Below are 16,176 nucleotides of genomic sequence, written 5' to 3' on the forward strand. Positions count from 1 at the left end.
TTGCTGGAAATTGGCTTTCCATGAAGAAAGAGTTATTGTGAGGAAGATGGATTATTGTTAAAAGTGGCACTTCCAGACACTTTTTACTATGCGCACAGAAACAAAAGATGGAAAACAAGAGGTTAAACAATAAGCAAGGACTGTTGGCATTATCGCCGTTGATAGTGTTTGTTCTGTTTTATCTCACGCTGTCAATTATCGCCGGCGATTTCTATAAAGTTCCGATAACGGTGTCATTCGCTACGGCGAGCATCTATGCCATTGCCATATCGAGCGGATCTCCCCTTGCAAAGCGGGTAGATATTTTCAGCCGGGGAGCAGGCTCAAGCAACTTACTGCTTATGCTGTGGATTTATGTTTTGGCAGGAGCTTTCGCTGAATCGGCAAAAGAAATAGGCAGCATTAATGCTACCGTGAACTGTGCATTGTCATACCTGCCTCCCGACATGCTTCTTCCCGGTCTTTTCTTCGCAGCTTGTTTCATTTCCATATCGATAGGAACAAGTGTGGGAACTATCGTTGCCCTCGTGCCTATCGCTGCTGGCATTGCGCACATGACGGAGTCTTCCATTCCTTTAATGACGGCCGTTATAGTGGGTGGAGCTTACTTTGGCGACAATCTTTCATTCATATCAGATACAACCGTCGTAGCCACGCAGACGCAGGGTTGCAAGATGAGCGACAAGTTTCGTGTGAATTCCATGATTGTCGTTCCTGTTGCCCTTGGGGTTCTTGTCATCTATGCGATAATGGGACAAGGGCTTGCCGCCCCCACCCGAATTCAGCCTTTTAGTATGTGGAAAATACTCCCTTATGTCGTCGTGTTGCTTGTGGCTCTTGCGGGAATGAATGTCATGGCGGTTCTTACCTTGGGAACCCTCCTGTGCGGGTGCATTGGAATGCTCGACGGAACCTACGATCTTTATGGCTGGTTTGGCGCAATGGGCAAGGGAATCACCGGTATGGGCGAGCTTGTCATTGTTGCAATGCTTGCGGGAGGTATGCTGGAAGTCATCCGCGAGAAAGGGGGCATCGACTATCTTATTGAGAAACTCACAGCCCATGTTTCTTCCAAACGGGGAGCCGAACTATCCATTGCAGCATTGGTGAGTCTCGTAAATGTCTGCACGGCCAATAACACGGTCGCAATTCTCACGGTGGGCGGAATCTCAAAGAAAATCGGTGATCGATTCGGTGTCGATAACCGCAAGGCGGCAAGTATACTGGACACATTCTCATGTGCTGTTCAAGGTCTGATACCCTATGGTGCCCAAATGTTGCTGGCATCAGGACTTGCCCGGTTAAATCCCGTCGAAATCATACCCTATCTTTATTATCCACTGGCAATTGGCGTAGCTGCCTTCTGTGCAATCATCTTCAGGTATCCTAAAAAATATAGCTGATGGACATCATTAAGCGCAACTTCTTCCGATTGCTTCGCTCCGGAGCCTTGAATGAATTCATAACCCTTGAGCCTATGAGTGCTTTCAAATGGAAGCGGCTCGTACAGATGGTGATGGCACAAAAGGTTTCGGCTATTGCGCTGAAGGGCATCAAAAACCATCAGTATGATATAGAGTTGAACATTCCGCAAGAGCAGATTGCAGAGCTCCAGAATGATACCGGGGCTCCCCAGGAGTTTCCCGTCCAGCTCTCAAATCACTTCCTGAACAAACGGCTGAAGCACATCCGTGAAAACGAGCCTCATGTAATGGATGCCTCAATGGACACGGTTGAAATCCTGAATATCATCGTCAGGAATGTAGGCTATATGCTCAATCGGGGCATCTCCCTGAACGGCATCATAGAACTGGGTCGCTATCTGCGTACAAAAGGCGACAAAGTGGACTTCGTGAAACTCGACGATTGGCTGCAGGAACTTCATCTTCAGCATATCGCCCAATTGTTAGGAAGCATATTGGTGGCTGTCCTTGAGTTTGAGCAAGACGAGGTTCCGTTTGTCCGGAAACTTGAGCCGGAAGCCTTCAAGCTGACTATGCGCACCATTAATCATACGGCCATCGACACCGCAAAGGAGTGGCATTTCAGGCAGAGCAAATCGGGATTTGTCAGAAATAATTCTGCCGTGCTCCGAAGAAACCTCCGCCGCAGCATACGCTATGTAGGTTATGCCCCGCTTGAGACAGCCAGCAATTTTGTGAACAACTTTGCCCGGTCTTTGTCGGAAATAGAAGAATAAGACTTAAATTTTATAAAATTCTCCGAGGAGCTTCATCTTATATCATGCCTTTTGTATATCTTTGTATGGATGAAAAGAATTATATCACTTATTATAAGTCTGTTTTCCGTGGTAGCCGTGAGCGCCCAGGTGGAATGTGAGGACACCTGTTCCCACATCCATGGCATTGACATCAGCCACTATCAGGGCAATGTGTTCTGGGAGGCTGTCGGCGACAATTCCAAGATGGCATATGTCTACCTGAAGGCAACGGAAGGCGGAGACAATGTAGACAGTAAATACAAGGAAAACATAGACTTGGCTCACCGCTATGGCTTGAAGGTGGGCAGCTATCATTTCTATCGTGCCCGCATCCCACAGGAAACTCAGCTCAGGAACTTCATGGCACAATGTCGTCCGGGAGACCAGGACTTAATTCCGATGATAGACATTGAGACAAGGAGCGGACTGGGAGCACAAGAGTTTTCCGACAGCATCTTCAAGTTCCTTGTCCTTGTTGAGCAGGCGTATAAACAGAAACCCCTCATCTATACGGGGGCGAATTTCTACGATGCAAACTTCCAGCACAAGCTGGACGACTACAAAATCATGATAGCACAATATACGGTTCGCGAGCCTGTACTTAGGGACGGCCGAGACATCACTATATGGCAATATACTGGGAAGGGCCATATCAACGGCATAAACGGACATGTCGACAAGAGTCGTTTCATGCGCGACCATCAGTTGAGGGAAATTAGATTTAGACATCGCTAAAGCATATAGATTATGGCAATTATCAAATGTCCTGAGTGCGGGCATAATGTTTCTGACAAAGCACCCGTGTGTCCTTCGTGTGGCGTAGAGATAGCGGGAAAAGTATCCGCCTGTCCCCAGTGTGGCAATATTTATTTCAAGGCATTGCCAGAATGTCCATACTGCCACCATCAGACGGTTATGGCATCGGCCGCGGCACAGCCTCCCCACGAGCCTGTTGAGCAACCAAAACATACGAACACGGCCCCTACTCCGTCTCCAAGACGCAAAAAGGGGCATGGGGCACTCTGGGCGGGATTCCTCATCGCATTGATAGTTTGTGGCGTTTTCGGCTATTATTATCTGGATGCCAAGAATGCCCGGGAGCTTGAGGCCTATCAGTTTGCCATGCAAAGTCAGGATCCTGATGTCCTCCAAAACTATCTGGACAACTTCAAGGATGCCAAGCAGGCACACATAGACTCTGTCCAGACGCATCTTTCGTTGATACGACAAGGCGATCAGGAATGGCAGAACGCCATTGTCAGCGGGTCGAAGGCCGAGCTTGAAGCTTACTTGGAAAAGTATCCGGGCACAAGCCATAAGACAGAAATCCTCCATCGGATAGATTCCGCCGACTGGGTACAGGCCCTTTCCCAAAACACCTCGGGGGCGTTGCAACGCTATCTCAACCAGCATCCTGACGGAGAACATGTCGACGATGCCAATATGGCCATGAAGCAGCTGGATGCCTCAACGGTGAAGCCGGAAGAACGGACTGCCATTGTCAAGCTCCTTCGCAGATTCTTCCAAAGCATCAATTCCAAGAATGAGGGGGAGCTGAAGGAGACAGTTTCGGACAATCTCTCTTCGTTTCTGGGAAAGATTGACGCGACACCGGAAGATGTTGTAACCTATATGAACAAAATATATAAATCGGATGTCAGTAACATGAACTGGCATCTGAACAACGATTACAAAATAGACAAAGAGGCTGTCGGTGAAGATGAATATGAGTATTCGGTTCGATTCTCCGCAACGCAAGATATAGAGAAGACGGACGACACCATGCAGAAAAGTCATTTTCGGATTACGACCCGTGTTGACAAGGGAGGCAAGATCAGTTCTATGGACATGTCAAAGATTGTCCAATAAGGTGTCGCAAACTAAAAACGGTGATGGAGCAAACGGTCTTTCATGATATTACCAGTCGTTGGTAATGCTATTACCAGCGGCTGGTAATGTCGTTACAAACAGTTTGTAATGTCGTTACAAGCCGCGTGTAAGAATGTGAACCGGTGGGAAGTATACTGTGAAACCCGGTCTGCAGATGTAGAAGAAGCCTATCCTGGCTTAGGACGGAGACGCAGTTCGTCAGCCCATCTGCATCTCCCGCAGCAACTGCTTTTGCCTGTCGGAGAGGTTGGTAGGCAGCTTGACATTGTATGTAATAATCAAGTCGCCGTATGTTCCGTCTCCTCTGTCATAGCCCTTTCCCCTTAACCGGACTTTTGTCCCATTCTGGGTCTCGGGCTTTATCTTAAGCTTAATCTTTTTGCCATCGCTCAACTGGATGATGACATCCCCGCCCAACAAGGCTGTATACAGGTCGATATTGACGCTTGCATTCATTTCGCCAGTACTCATCCGGGTGTTACGGGTGCGTGTCCGCCCACTCCCCATATTGCCAAACAGGTCTTGGAAAAAGCTCGAAAAGCCTCCCCCACCCGAGAAACTTTCAAAGTCGAATCCGCTGAACGGTGAGTCGCCCCCACTCGTTCCCCAATGATACTGCCTTCTTCCATCCTGGTTCTGATAGGCTTCGGCTTCCTTCCAATGTTCTCCGTACTGATCGTATTTCTTGCGTTTCTGAGGGTCTCCAATTACTTCATACGCCTCATTCAGAGCCTGAAACTTAGCCTTGGCCTTCGGGTCGTTAGGATGCAGGTCCGGATGAAACTGTTTGGCGCGCTTGCGATAAGCCTCGCGAATCTCGTCCTGAGGGATATTCTTGTCTACTCCAAGTATTTTATAGTAATCTATAAATGCCATTTTCACTCTCTCCTTTTTTGTAAAATATAAGCAAAAACCGTGCCGTATTTCGTCATTTTTTCGTATTTTTGCATGAAAATAACGAATAAGGGTATGAGAAAATTCATCTTGACGCTTGTCTTCGCGTTTATTTCAAGCAATGCTATTATGGCTCAAACCAAAACCGTACACCTCCGGATTATCGAGACATCGGATATTCATGGTTCCTTTTTCCCTTACGACTTTATAAATCGCAAACCGCGGAAAGGCTCTCTGGCAAGAATTAGTACTCATGTAAATCTGTTGCGGCAGCAATACGGCAGGAACCTGATTCTGCTGGAAAATGGAGACATCCTCCAAGGTCAGCCTACATGTTACTACTATAATTATATAAATACCGGGACGACAAATATTGCCGCAGACCTCGTAAACTACATGCAATATGATGTGCAGACCATCGGAAATCATGACCTCGAGACAGGGCATAATGTATATGACAAATGGATAAGTGAAATCAAATGCCCTGTTCTCGGAGCCAATGTTGTTGATGCGCAGACTGGGAAACCCTATCTGAAACCTTATATTATATTGGAACGGGAAGGCGTAAAGATTGCCATACTTGGCCTTTTGACTCCTGCCATTCCCAACTGGCTATCGGAAAACCTGTGGAACGGACTGAAATTTGAAGATATGCTCAGCTGCGCCCGCAAGTGGATGAGCTATATTCAGGAGAATGAAAAGCCCGATGTGGTTATCGGTTTATTCCACAGTGGATATGACGGAGGAATTGCAACTAACGATTACCGGGAGAATGCTACGGCACAAATTGCCAGGGAAGTACCAGGATTCGATGTGATATTCTATGGCCATGACCATATTCGCCGTGTGGAAACTCTTAAGAATATCGAGGGAAAAGAAGTCGTTGTAATCGACCCGGCAAACAATGCCATGTATGTAGCCGATACCGAAATCACGATTACGCAAGAAAACAACAAAACCTTAACGAAAGTCAATGCCAAGTTGACAAATGTCTCGGACCTGCCGATTGACGAAGGTTTTATGCAACGATTCAAACATGAATACCGAGAGGTAGACAAGTTTGTCAATAAGAAAATCGGCAAGTTCCAGAACACGATATCGACTCGCGACAGCTATTTTGGCTCCAGTGCATTTAATGATTTGATATTAAACTTGAGTCTTAAGATTACGGGTGCCGATGTTGCTTTCAACGCTCCTCTTGCCTTCGATGCGGAGATAAAGAAAGGTCCTGTCCGTGTTGCAGACATGTTCAATCTTTACAAGTTTGAGAATCAGCTTTATGTCATGTCCCTGACGGGCGAGGAAATACGCAGACATCTTGAGATGAGCTATGATCAATGGGTTAACACCATGAAGTCGCCAGAGGATCATCTTTTATTATTAAGCCCTGATACAAGGGACGATCAGCAGCGGTTAGGTTTCCAAAACTATACATTTAATTTCGATAGCGCAGCCGGGATAGACTATGAAGTGGATGTAACCAAACCAGACGGACATAAAGTGCGGATTCTCAGGATGAGTAACGGGCAGCCGTTCGACGAAGCCAAGTACTATAAAGTAGCCATAAACAGCTACCGGGGAAACGGCGGCGGGGAACTATTGACCAAAGGTGCAGGCATTCCACAAGAGGAACTGAAGAACAGAATTGTCTGGAGTAGCGAGAAAGATCAGCGATATTATCTCATGGAAGAAATAGAAAAAACGAAGGCAATGGCTCCTGCAGCGAATAACAACTGGAGGTTTATCCCGGACGAATGGGTAAGGCCTGCTGCGGAAAGAGATCGCGAGATACTTTTTAATAAAAAGTAAAATGGGCAAAAAATATTGGTTTATATTTTGCAAGAGTGATTTAATGCTCGAAAAAAAGGATGACGGAACCTATTCCATACCCTTATCCGACCAATCACCCATAGAAACAAAACCATGGACTCACATCATGAATATCACCCCATTAGGAGAATATGAGGTGAAAGCATTCCCTATCGACAATCCGATAACGGATAATTCTAAATATGAAATGTGCGGGCTGCGAGCATCGTTCTATAAACTTCCACGAGAGTTATATTTGAAGGCCGGCAAATGTCAGGAGCTGCTTTATTGGGATTATAACACACAATTCTGTGGGATATGCGGCGCACCAATGAAGATGTCTACGGATATTTCCAAGAAATGCAGTTCTTGCGGAAAGGAAATATGGCCCCAGCTGGCTACGGCAATCATAGTCCTTATTTATCGGGGAGATGAAGTTCTCCTTGTCCATGCCAAGAATTTCAAGAGTGATTTCTATGGGCTTGTCGCAGGGTTTGTGGAAACGGGCGAAACCCTTGAGGAGGCTGTGAGAAGAGAAGTTAAAGAGGAAACTGGCCTTACTATTAAGAACCTTTCTTATTGGAAATCACAGCCATGGCCCTACCCTTGTGGACTCATGGTGGGGTTTTACGCAGAATATGAAAGCGGGGATGTGCATTTACAAAAGGAAGAACTAAGCAAAGGGGCGTGGTTCAAATACGACAATCTCCCCGCAATACCAGAGAAACTTTCAATCGCCAGACAGTTAATTGACAACTGGCTAAAAACATTTAATCTTAACATATGAACTTCTTAGAAAAGACACTTGGATTCGATTCCAAGACTATGAGAATTAGAACTGAGGTAATTGCCGGTGCGACAACATTCCTCACCATGAGTTACATTCTTGCGGTAAACCCTGCAATTCTGTCAAGTACGGGCATGGACAAAGGTGCCCTGTTTACGGCAACTGCTCTTGTCTCCGCAATTGCGACACTATTGCTCGCCTTTATGGCCAGGCTGCCTTTTGCCCAAGCTCCGAGCATGGGACTAAATGCTTTTTTCGCCTATACTCTGTGTCAGGCTATGGGATACACATGGCAGCAATCGCTTGCCATCATGTTGATAGAGGGCATAGTCTTTCTTATTATAACCTTCTTCAATATACGGGAACTCATATTGGAAAGCATTCCTAAAAACCTTCGTTTTGCAATCTCCGCGGGCATTGGGATGTTTATAGCGTTTATCGGTCTGAAGAATGCGGATATTATTGTTGCGAAAGAAGGAACATTTGTCGGACTGGGAGAATTTACCCCTAATTGCATCCTGGGAATTATAGCTATTCTGTTGAGTGGCATACTCATGGCTAAAAAAGTAAAGGGAGCCTTGTTTTATGGAATTATCTTCGCAACCATTGCAGGGATCCCCATGGGGGTAACACAAATTCCCCAAGGCTGGATACCTGTTTCTGCGCCTCATGCCTTAACGCCCATATTCTGCCAGTTTAATTTTGAAAACTTCCTGAACATACAGACCCTTTTGGTTGTTTTCTCTTTACTTATAATTAATATTTTTGATACTGTAGGAACTCTGGTGGGGTTAGCCTATAAGACAGGCATTGTAAAACCAGACGGGACTATCCCACGAGTCAAAGAAGCAATGATGAGTGATGCCATCGGCACTACCTGTGGCGCCATGCTCGGTTCTTCAACACTTACAACCTATGTAGAAAGTGCGTCAGGAATCGCAGAAGGAGGAAAGAGCGGGATGACCGCCTTTGTCGTGGGCATGCTGTTCATTGTCTCGCTGCTTCTCTCCCCTGTTTTTCTCCTGATTCCCGCTGCTGCGACGAGTGGAGCCTTGGTAATGGTTGGCGTGCTAATGATAGACAGTATTAAGAAGATGGATCTAAACGATGTGAGTGAGGCATTCCCTTCCTTCATAACCATGATCACGATGGTGTTGTGCTATTCCATTGCAGACGGCATCTGTCTGGGAATTCTCAGCTATGTCATCTTAAAAATCTGTACGGCTCAGTTCAAGGCACTCAACCCGACACTCATTATCCTGTCTATACTCTTCATCATCAATTTCATATTCGGCTAAAATGAAGTTATTGATAGATCGCATAAAGAAAGATGGTAGATGCTATGAAGGCGGCATTTTGAAGGTTGATAAATTTATTAATCATCAGATGGACCCGAACTTGATGAAACAGGTTGCCGTCGAGTTTATAAGAAGGTATGCATCAACCGAAATCAATAAGATCATAACAATAGAGGCCTCTGGTATAGCTCCTGCAGTAATGATGGGCTTTCTGCTCGATCTTCCGGTTGTGTTTGCCAAGAAAAAGAAACCGTCGACAATGTCGGATATGCTTTCCACCACAGTATTCTCTTTTACAAAGCAGCGTGAATACAATGTGGTTATTTCTAAAGAGTATTTGACTCCCAAAGACAAGGTGCTCTTTATAGACGATTTCCTGGCTTACGGAAATGCTGCAAAGGGAATTATAGATTTATGCCGGCAGGCCGGATGTGAACTTGTCGGCATGGGCTTCATTATAGAAAAGGCTTTCCAGCATGGGCGTGAGGTGATTGAACGAGAAGGTGTCAGATGCGAGAGCCTCGCTATTATTGATTCTCTCAACAACTGTCAAATCAAGATAAGGGAATAACTATTTCTTACGGAGTCGTTTGTAAAAATCTATTAGATTCATGCGAGCGACTCCAAGTTTATCTAGCAAACTCAGTTCCTCGCGGGCTTCCTCTTCTCGCCCCAATGTTATCAGCAAGTCAATGTAACTCAGCCGATAATCCAGATTTGCATGATCACGCTTTATAGCTTCTGAATAATCGAATGCTGCGAGGTCTAACATTCCTCTTTCCTTTTCCATGCCTCCTCGCGCCGCATAGGCAATAGCACTGTCAGGGTACTGTTGTATCAGATTATTAATCTGGTCATAAGCTTCCGTGTAATGCAAGTCTTTCTGGTTTAATAATGCGAGTCCCAATTGAGCTTCGAAGTTTCTTGGTATTAGTGTTAGAAGACTCTCATAGTCTAAGCGTGCGAAACTATAGCGATGAAGTTTTTCATTCACATATGCCCGATAGTATAGTCCTGCAACATTCTTTGGACTAATATTCAATACATAGTCATATTCGTTTTTTGCTTCATTCCATTGCTGCAACTCCAAGTTCCATGCCGCCTTCTGCAAGCGCAAGTCAAGTGAGTCTGGATGGAGTGCCAAGGCCTTTCTTGCTTTTCCCAAACTGTCTAAAGCATTATACTCCGATTGTGCCGATGAGAAGACAGGAAATAGCATCAGCACCGCTATAATAATAAAAACCCGCATACAGATGTTACTCCCTGAATTTATTGATACAATCAATATATGCCTCAACCGAAGCCGTAACAATATCTGTATTAGCTCCGAATCCATAGTAAACGCTCCCTCCGTATTCTACCTGCATGTGCACCTTTCCTACATCATCTGAACCCTTGCTGATTGCCTGAATAGTAAATTCTTTTAAGGTCATCTGCTTACTTATAATCCGTTTCAAGGCTTTGATTGCAGCATCGACAGGCCCGTTTCCAGATGATGCTTCTTCAAATTTCTGGCCGCTGATATCAAGTCCGATACTTGCCACACTCTTGACACCCTTACCTGTAGTTACCTGAAGATAGTCAAGCTTGACAGCATGAATGTCAGCTGTGTCGGCACCAGCAAGCATGAGGATGTCGTCGTCGGTAACCTCTTTCTTCTTGTCGGCAAACTGCAAGAACTGCTCATAGATTCTGTCAAGTTTTTCCTCATCAGTCTCTATGCCGTTTACATGTAGACGATATTTTAAGGCAGCCCGGCCACTTCGAGCCGTTAATACAATTGCGTTTTCATCTAACCCTACATCCTTTGGATCCATAATCTCATATGTCTGCGCATTTTTCAGAACACCGTTTTGATGTATGCCAGAGGAATGGGCAAACGCATTTCTTCCGACTATAGCCTTATTGGGCTGTATGGGCATATTCATGAGACTTGACACCATGCGTGATGTAGGGTAAATCTTTGTAGTATTAATATTGGTCTCAACATTGATTCCCTTATGGCACTTCAATATCATTGCTATCTCTTCAAGTGAAGTGTTACCAGCTCTCTCCCCTATTCCATTTATCGTTACTTCCACTTGCCGAGCCCCATTTAATACACCTTGAAGTGTATTGGCTGTTGCCATACCAAGATCGTTGTGGCAGTGTGTGGATATCTGTGCCTTCTCAATACCGTCCACATGTTCCATGAGATACCTGATCTTGGCTCCATATTCCTCGGGAAGGCAATACCCTGTTGTATCTGGAATGTTAACAACGGTAGCACCTGCTTTAATGACAGCCTCTATAACTCTTGCAAGATATTCATTATCAGTCCTGCCGGCATCTTCTGCATAAAACTCTACATCCTCTACATAGCGTTTTGCATATTTAACAGCACGAACTGCGGTCTCTATGATTTCTTCGCGAGTAGAATTGAATTTATACTTAATATGGCTGTCGCTGGTGCCAATCCCGGTGTGTATACGCTTACGCTTTGCATATTTCAGCGACTCTGCGGCAACATCGATATCCTTCTCCACGGCACGGGTTAATGCACAAATGGTCGGCCAAGTAACAGCTTTGCTAATTTCAATGATGGAATTAAAATCACCCGGAGATGATACGGGGAATCCCGCCTCGATGACATCAACACCTAATTGTTCCAGTTGTTTGGCAATCTGAATTTTTTCTACTGTATTTAACTGACAGCCTGGAACCTGTTCACCATCACGCAATGTCGTATCAAAAATGTAAAGCCTATCGCTCATCTTCTCTCGTTTAATAATCTGTTTATAAAAAGAAAAGCCGCCCATATTCTCATTTATGGAAAAGGCCTTTCGTGAACCAAGTTATCTTCTTTTAACAATAAGAATTTTACAAATTTACTTCTTTTTGCGGAAATAAACAAATAAATTATAACTTTTATGGGCAGTTTTGTTGTAAATCGGGTATTTTTCTTAGAATGGCATGCTTTCTTCTGGGGACAAAGGCGGGGGCAAAGGAACATCCTCTCCATTCATCTTACTTCCTAAAATCTCACCACCCTGGTCGGGCCTGCTGTTAAACTGATTAGGTTCGGGATTGTCAAAACGAGTATATTGTCCTTTAAAGCTCAGCAATACATCCCCCGTAGCACCCTTACGGTGCTTAGCGATAATAATTTGTGCCATGCCATGGAGGTCATGCCCATTGCCGTCGTCGAAAATATGATAATACTCTGGTCGGTGCACGAAGAGCACCATGTCGGCATCCTGTTCGATGGCTCCAGACTCTCGCAGGTCGCTCAGCTGCGGGCGCTTGCCTTCATTCCCCTCACGATTCTCTACGGTACGATTCAGCTGAGACAAGGCGAGGATAGGTATATCCAACTCTTTGGCAAGTCCTTTTAAGGAACGAGAGATTGTAGAAACTTCTTCCTGACGATTACCAAATCTTGCTCCATTGGCATTCATCAGCTGTAGATAGTCGATCATGATAATCTGTACCCCCTGCTCTCTAACCAGTCTCCGAGCTTTTGTCCGAAGTTCGAAGATTGACAATGCGGGAGTATCATCTATATAGAGAGGCTTACCTGTGAGTTTATTAAGATTTTTGTCGAGGCGCTCCCATTCGTCGGGAGACAATTGGCCATTCAAAATCTTATTTCCGGCAATCTCGCAGGTATTGGATATCAAGCGGTTCACCAACTGCACATTGTTCATTTCAAGAGAGAAGAATGCTATCGGGCGATTATAATCCACGGCGATATTCTTTGCTATACTCAGCGCAAAGGAGGTTTTACCCATGGCCGGTCGGCCGGCAATAATGACAAGGTCAGACTTCTGCCATCCTGAAGTTATCTCATCAAGCTTCGTAAACCCGGAAGGTATACCCGTCATCCCACCAGCATTTGCCGATGCCTGTGTCAGAATATCGATGGCCTGTTTTACGACAGGATCTATCTGGATATAATCTTGACGCATGTTTTTCTGCGACAGTTCAAACAACTGCCCTTCAGCAGTCTGCATCAATTCCTCTACATCAACGGTTTCGTCAAAGGCTGCTGTCTCGATGCGGGAAGCATAGGATATAAGCTGGCGGGCCAGGAACTTCTGGGCAAGAATATGTGAATGGTATTCAATGTGTGCGGAAGATGCCACATTATGCGATAGTTCCAAAACATACATGGGGCCGCCGACATCTTCTAAAGTGCCGTCCTTCTTTAATTGCTCCGTAACGGTAGAAATGTCAACAGGGTGCTCTTCAAGATTTAGAGTCTGAATGGCTTGATAGATTCTTTGATGTCGGGGCTCGTAGAAAGTTTCCGGATGTAGGATCTCAGAGACCATAGAAAAAGCATCCCGATCTATCATTAAAGCCCCTAAAACCAGTTTCTCTATGTCTAAAGCCTGTGGCTGAAGGTGTCCGTAAGAAGAATCAATGGGTGTCGATGGATGTCTGCGATTGCTATTATTCGTATTGTTGCCTGGCATTTCATTCATGTTTAGGACACAAAATTACTAAAAAGTTTAGAGTTTCTTATCATTAGTCATGATAATTTTGTATTTTTGTAGGAAATAAAACAAATCTTTTGCTTATGATTACATTTCCCTGTGCCAAGATTAACCTTGGATTAAATATCATATCAGAACGCTCCGACGGGTACCATAATCTTGAAACAGTATTCTATCCTATTCCGCTGACGGATGTACTTGAGATAAAGAACATGAGTGATGAGTTCCCCTCGGATGTGTCATGCGATTTGAAGGTTACGGGAAATGTCGTCGATTGTAATGAACGCCAGAACCTTGTTGTCAAAGCTTATGAGTTGATAGCTAATGACTTTGAGATTCCCCGCGTGCATGCTCATCTATATAAACGGATTCCCTTACAGGCTGGACTGGGCGGAGGATCAAGCGACGGGGCTTTCATGATCAGGCTGTTGGATGAGTGCTTCCGCCTGAACATTGGAATAGCAGAGATGGAGCGTTATGCAGCCAGATTGGGTGCCGACTGCGCCTTCTTCATTACAGCAGAGCCATCCTTTGCCACAGGTATAGGGGATGAACTTGAGCCTGTAGACGGTCCGCGGGGGAATCTCAACGGATACTATGTTGTCGTCATTAAATCGGATATAGCCGTATCGACACGGGAGGCCTATCAGATGATAAGCCCGAAAGAACCCACTAAGAAATGCCGTATGATAGTGCGACAACCTATCGACACCTGGAAAAAAGATCTTGTTAATGATTTTGAGCAGCCGGCTTTTGCTCAGCATCCAGAGTTAAAAGCCATTAAGGAACGCCTCTATGACTTGGGAGCAAGTTATGCCCAGATGTCTGGAAGCGGAAGTGCCCTCTTCGGTATTTTCAAAGAGCCTCCCCGGCATATTGCGGAGAACTTCAAGGGCTGCTTTACTTTTACCGCCCAACTATGAAAGATAATCGCTATGAGCTATTCCCAATACTCAATGCAGAAGGGAATTTCGTCGGAACCATATCCCGAGGACATGCTCATGACGGGTGCAAGATATTACATCCCGTCGTTCACCTCCATGTATTCAATAGCCGTGGAGAACTCTATCTTCAAAGGCGTCCGGCATGGAAGGACATCCAGCCTGGCAAGTGGGACACGGCCGTAGGAGGTCATGTGGATTTGGGAGAAGACATTGAGTCTGCCCTAAGACGCGAAGTCATGGAAGAACTGGGAATTACGGAGTTTACACCTGTTGCAATGGGTTGCTATATATTTGAAAGCAAGAAGGAAAAGGAGTTGGTATATGTCAACCGTTGTGTCTATGACGGTCCTGTCAACCCCAGTGCAAAAGAGCTTTCCGGAGGATGCTTTTGGAGCCAGACAGAAATTCTTGAGAATATCGGAAAGAATATCTTTACTCCAAACTTTGAGCAAGAATACTTGTCAAAAATCCTTCCGCGTCTTCCGTCAGATATCTGACAATCATGCTGACTACTATACATTATCATACAAAAAAACGAGGCTGCAGGCAATACCTGCAGCCTCGTTCTACATAATAGGCTTATTGTTAATCCTTGAAGAAGTCTTTGACAGCTTCATTGGGAACCATCTGCTCATCGAATACATAAGCACCGGTCTTAGGACTCTTAACCATCTTGATTACCTTCGTGTATGCACGACCGTCGGTTGAGCCTTCGTGCAAGGTAGCTACCGCTTTCTTTGCCATAGTTTAAAATCTCCTCTATTACTTTATTTCCTTATGAAGAGTCATCTTCTTAAGGATCGGATTATACTTCTTCAACTCCATGCGTTCAGGAGTGTTCTTGCGGTTCTTCGTCGTAACATAACGACTTGTCCCAGGCAGACCACTATTTTTCATCTCTGTGCATTCGAGGATAACCTGAACCCTATTGCCTTTAGCTTTCTTTGCCATGGTAATTAATCTCCTATAACTTTAATGTCCTTCCAGTCTACATAACCCTTTGCAACAGCCTGCTGGAGGGCGGCATCCAGACCAACTTTGTTAATAAGACGAAGACCAGCTGCACTGATCTTAAGGCTAATCCAGCACTCCTCCTCTACATAATAGAACTTCTTGCTGAAGAGATTTACATCAAAACTCCGCTTTGTGCGGTGCTTTGAGTGAGACACATTATTTCCTATCTGTGCCTTCTTTCCTGTAATCTGACAAATCTTAGACATTGCTATCTATAATTTTTTGTTTCTAATTTGATACTTATTCCAAACAGGTTGCAAAATTACAAATATTTTCGGAATTAACAAAATATTTCCTTAAAGAATCTTTTTTATTAAGTATTTTTTTATTTTTCAGACTCTTCGGTCGGTGGGTTTTGCTCTTTGTAGTAATCCAAAAACAACTTGAGGGCCTTGTTCGTGGCTATTGCGAGGTTGGTATCGCGGCCGAAATCTTCTGTCAGCTTAAAACTTCTCACATCTTCCTTTGACCCATAGCCGATCCATATCGTGCCGACTGGAGTTTCCGGAGTGCCTCCTCCTGGGCCTGCAATACCCGTAACGGAAATCGCGTAATCACAATTCAGAGTCAAGCATGCCCCTTTTACCATCTGCACAGCAACCTCTTCGCAAACGGCAGTCTTGGCTTCAATGAGCTCATGCGATACATGCAGAAGGCGTTCTTTCACTTCGTTGCCATAGGAAATAATTCCTCCCTTGAAATAATTAGAGGATCCAGGTACTGAAATAATAGCTTCTGCTATACGCCCCCCGGTGCAACTTTCTGCCGTCCCAAGTGTTTTCTCGCTGTCGTAAAGAGCGTTCAATATCTCTTTGCTGATTATTTTTGTTTCGAAATCCAT

18 protein-coding genes are annotated in these 16,176 nt (G+C 44.9%); 10 read left to right on the forward strand and 8 right to left on the reverse strand.

The annotated features are described in order from the left end of the window. The first annotated feature begins 107 nt into the window (after positions 1–107). From BM114_RS05285 to BM114_RS05300, 4 genes are all read left to right on the forward strand, one after another. Positions 108–1,403, forward strand: a complete 1,296-nt coding sequence (locus BM114_RS05285; protein WP_092111148.1) for a Na+/H+ antiporter NhaC family protein — start codon at positions 108–110, stop codon at positions 1,401–1,403. After that, positions 1,403–2,200, forward strand: coding sequence for a hypothetical protein (locus tag BM114_RS05290; RefSeq protein WP_092111150.1), 798 nt, complete (start codon positions 1,403–1,405; stop codon positions 2,198–2,200). The genes BM114_RS05285 and BM114_RS05290 overlap by 1 nt, the downstream gene beginning before the upstream one ends. A gap of 69 nt (positions 2,201–2,269) precedes the next feature. Next, positions 2,270–2,956: a glycoside hydrolase family 25 protein gene (locus BM114_RS05295; RefSeq protein ID WP_092111152.1), complete on the forward strand. Its 687-nt coding sequence runs from the start codon at positions 2,270–2,272 to the stop codon at positions 2,954–2,956. A gap of 12 nt (positions 2,957–2,968) precedes the next feature. After that, complete coding sequence (locus BM114_RS05300; RefSeq protein WP_092111154.1) at positions 2,969–4,090, forward strand: zinc ribbon domain-containing protein; 1,122 nt, start codon at positions 2,969–2,971, stop codon at positions 4,088–4,090. A gap of 219 nt (positions 4,091–4,309) precedes the next feature. Here the strand turns inward: BM114_RS05300 and BM114_RS05305 are convergent, their stop codons facing one another. After that, entirely contained in the window at positions 4,310–4,987 is a 678-nt protein-coding gene (locus BM114_RS05305) for a DnaJ domain-containing protein (protein ID WP_092111156.1), read from the reverse strand. 93 nt (positions 4,988–5,080) lie between these two features. On the opposite strand from BM114_RS05305, the gene BM114_RS05310 reads away from it, so the two are divergent. From BM114_RS05310 to xpt, 4 genes are read left to right on the forward strand one after another with little or no spacing between them, the layout of a single operon-like run. Beyond that, a complete protein-coding gene (locus BM114_RS05310; RefSeq protein WP_092111158.1) occupies positions 5,081–6,814 on the forward strand; it encodes a bifunctional metallophosphatase/5'-nucleotidase in 1,734 nt (577 codons plus the stop codon). Position 6,815: 1 nt separating this feature from the next. Further along, positions 6,816–7,601: an NAD(+) diphosphatase gene (gene nudC / locus BM114_RS05315; RefSeq protein ID WP_092111160.1), complete on the forward strand. Its 786-nt coding sequence runs from the start codon at positions 6,816–6,818 to the stop codon at positions 7,599–7,601. Beyond that, complete coding sequence (locus BM114_RS05320; RefSeq protein WP_092111162.1) at positions 7,598–8,899, forward strand: NCS2 family permease; 1,302 nt, start codon at positions 7,598–7,600, stop codon at positions 8,897–8,899. Before nudC ends, BM114_RS05320 begins: the two co-directional genes overlap by 4 nt. 1 nt (position 8,900) lies before the next feature. Beyond that, positions 8,901–9,470 (forward strand): xanthine phosphoribosyltransferase, encoded by a 570-nt coding sequence (gene xpt / locus BM114_RS05325; RefSeq protein WP_092111164.1) that lies wholly within the window; start codon positions 8,901–8,903, stop codon positions 9,468–9,470. Here the strand turns inward: xpt and BM114_RS05330 are convergent, their stop codons facing one another. From BM114_RS05330 to dnaB, 3 genes are all read right to left on the reverse strand, one after another. Further along, a complete protein-coding gene (locus BM114_RS05330; protein WP_369808396.1) occupies positions 9,471–10,064 on the reverse strand; it encodes a tetratricopeptide repeat protein in 594 nt (197 codons plus the stop codon). 91 nt (positions 10,065–10,155) lie between these two features. Next, complete coding sequence (locus BM114_RS05335; RefSeq protein WP_092111298.1) at positions 10,156–11,652, reverse strand: 2-isopropylmalate synthase; 1,497 nt, start codon at positions 11,650–11,652, stop codon at positions 10,156–10,158. Between the two features lie 189 nt (positions 11,653–11,841). Continuing rightward, positions 11,842–13,356 carry a replicative DNA helicase gene (dnaB, locus tag BM114_RS05340; RefSeq protein ID WP_092111300.1) on the reverse strand — a complete coding sequence of 505 codons (1,515 nt, stop codon included), beginning with the start codon at positions 13,354–13,356 and terminating at the stop codon, positions 11,842–11,844. 104 nt (positions 13,357–13,460) lie between these two features. On the opposite strand from dnaB, the gene ispE reads away from it, so the two are divergent. Next, the gene (gene ispE / locus BM114_RS05345) at positions 13,461–14,300 is read left to right on the forward strand and encodes a 4-(cytidine 5'-diphospho)-2-C-methyl-D-erythritol kinase (RefSeq protein WP_092111168.1); all 840 of its coding nucleotides are present in this window, start codon (positions 13,461–13,463) and stop codon (positions 14,298–14,300) included. Beyond that, entirely contained in the window at positions 14,297–14,818 is a 522-nt protein-coding gene (locus BM114_RS05350) for an NUDIX hydrolase (RefSeq protein WP_092111170.1), read from the forward strand. Before ispE ends, BM114_RS05350 begins: the two co-directional genes overlap by 4 nt. An 88-nt stretch (positions 14,819–14,906) precedes the next feature. On the opposite strand, the gene BM114_RS05355 is transcribed toward BM114_RS05350, so the two are convergent. The 4 genes from BM114_RS05355 to BM114_RS05370 form a co-directional block, all read right to left on the reverse strand. Then, positions 14,907–15,065 carry a DUF4295 domain-containing protein gene (locus tag BM114_RS05355; RefSeq protein WP_092111172.1) on the reverse strand — a complete coding sequence of 53 codons (159 nt, stop codon included), beginning with the start codon at positions 15,063–15,065 and terminating at the stop codon, positions 14,907–14,909. Positions 15,066–15,083: 18 nt separating this feature from the next. Further along, a complete protein-coding gene (gene rpmG, locus BM114_RS05360; RefSeq protein ID WP_092111173.1) occupies positions 15,084–15,272 on the reverse strand; it encodes a 50S ribosomal protein L33 in 189 nt (62 codons plus the stop codon). Positions 15,273–15,277: 5 nt separating this feature from the next. Further along, entirely contained in the window at positions 15,278–15,541 is a 264-nt protein-coding gene (rpmB, locus tag BM114_RS05365) for a 50S ribosomal protein L28 (protein ID WP_092111175.1), read from the reverse strand. Between the two features lie 119 nt (positions 15,542–15,660). Next, the gene (locus BM114_RS05370; protein WP_092111177.1) at positions 15,661–16,176 is read right to left on the reverse strand and encodes a CinA family protein; all 516 of its coding nucleotides are present in this window, start codon (positions 16,174–16,176) and stop codon (positions 15,661–15,663) included.

The organism is Prevotella sp. KH2C16 (genome assembly GCF_900113305.1).
Taxonomy (GTDB): Bacteria; Bacteroidota; Bacteroidia; order Bacteroidales; family Bacteroidaceae; genus Prevotella.

Excerpts from the sequence above, each read along its gene's own strand:
- BM114_RS05320 (WP_092111162.1), top strand. The coding sequence starts at position 7,598 with ATGAACTTCTTAGAAAAGACACTTGGATTCGATTCCAAGACTATGAGA.
- rpmB (WP_092111175.1), bottom strand. The coding sequence starts at position 15,541 with ATGTCTAAGATTTGTCAGATTACAGGAAAGAAGGCACAGATAGGAAAT.
- BM114_RS05355 (WP_092111172.1), bottom strand. The coding sequence starts at position 15,065 with ATGGCAAAGAAAGCGGTAGCTACCTTGCACGAAGGCTCAACCGACGGT.
- BM114_RS05335 (WP_092111298.1), bottom strand. The coding sequence starts at position 11,652 with ATGAGCGATAGGCTTTACATTTTTGATACGACATTGCGTGATGGTGAA.
- xpt (WP_092111164.1), top strand. The coding sequence starts at position 8,901 with ATGAAGTTATTGATAGATCGCATAAAGAAAGATGGTAGATGCTATGAA.
- BM114_RS05295 (WP_092111152.1), top strand. The coding sequence starts at position 2,270 with ATGAAAAGAATTATATCACTTATTATAAGTCTGTTTTCCGTGGTAGCC.
- BM114_RS05300 (WP_092111154.1), top strand. The coding sequence starts at position 2,969 with ATGGCAATTATCAAATGTCCTGAGTGCGGGCATAATGTTTCTGACAAA.
- ispE (WP_092111168.1), top strand. The coding sequence starts at position 13,461 with ATGATTACATTTCCCTGTGCCAAGATTAACCTTGGATTAAATATCATA.
- BM114_RS05285 (WP_092111148.1), top strand. The coding sequence starts at position 108 with ATGGAAAACAAGAGGTTAAACAATAAGCAAGGACTGTTGGCATTATCG.
- BM114_RS05350 (WP_092111170.1), top strand. The coding sequence starts at position 14,297 with ATGAAAGATAATCGCTATGAGCTATTCCCAATACTCAATGCAGAAGGG.
- rpmG (WP_092111173.1), bottom strand. The coding sequence starts at position 15,272 with ATGGCAAAGAAAGCTAAAGGCAATAGGGTTCAGGTTATCCTCGAATGC.
- BM114_RS05370 (WP_092111177.1), bottom strand. The coding sequence starts at position 16,176 with ATGGATTTCGAAACAAAAATAATCAGCAAAGAGATATTGAACGCTCTT.
- BM114_RS05310 (WP_092111158.1), top strand. The coding sequence starts at position 5,081 with ATGAGAAAATTCATCTTGACGCTTGTCTTCGCGTTTATTTCAAGCAAT.
- BM114_RS05305 (WP_092111156.1), bottom strand. The coding sequence starts at position 4,987 with ATGGCATTTATAGATTACTATAAAATACTTGGAGTAGACAAGAATATC.
- nudC (WP_092111160.1), top strand. The coding sequence starts at position 6,816 with ATGGGCAAAAAATATTGGTTTATATTTTGCAAGAGTGATTTAATGCTC.
- BM114_RS05290 (WP_092111150.1), top strand. The coding sequence starts at position 1,403 with ATGGACATCATTAAGCGCAACTTCTTCCGATTGCTTCGCTCCGGAGCC.
- dnaB (WP_092111300.1), bottom strand. The coding sequence starts at position 13,356 with ATGCCAGGCAACAATACGAATAATAGCAATCGCAGACATCCATCGACA.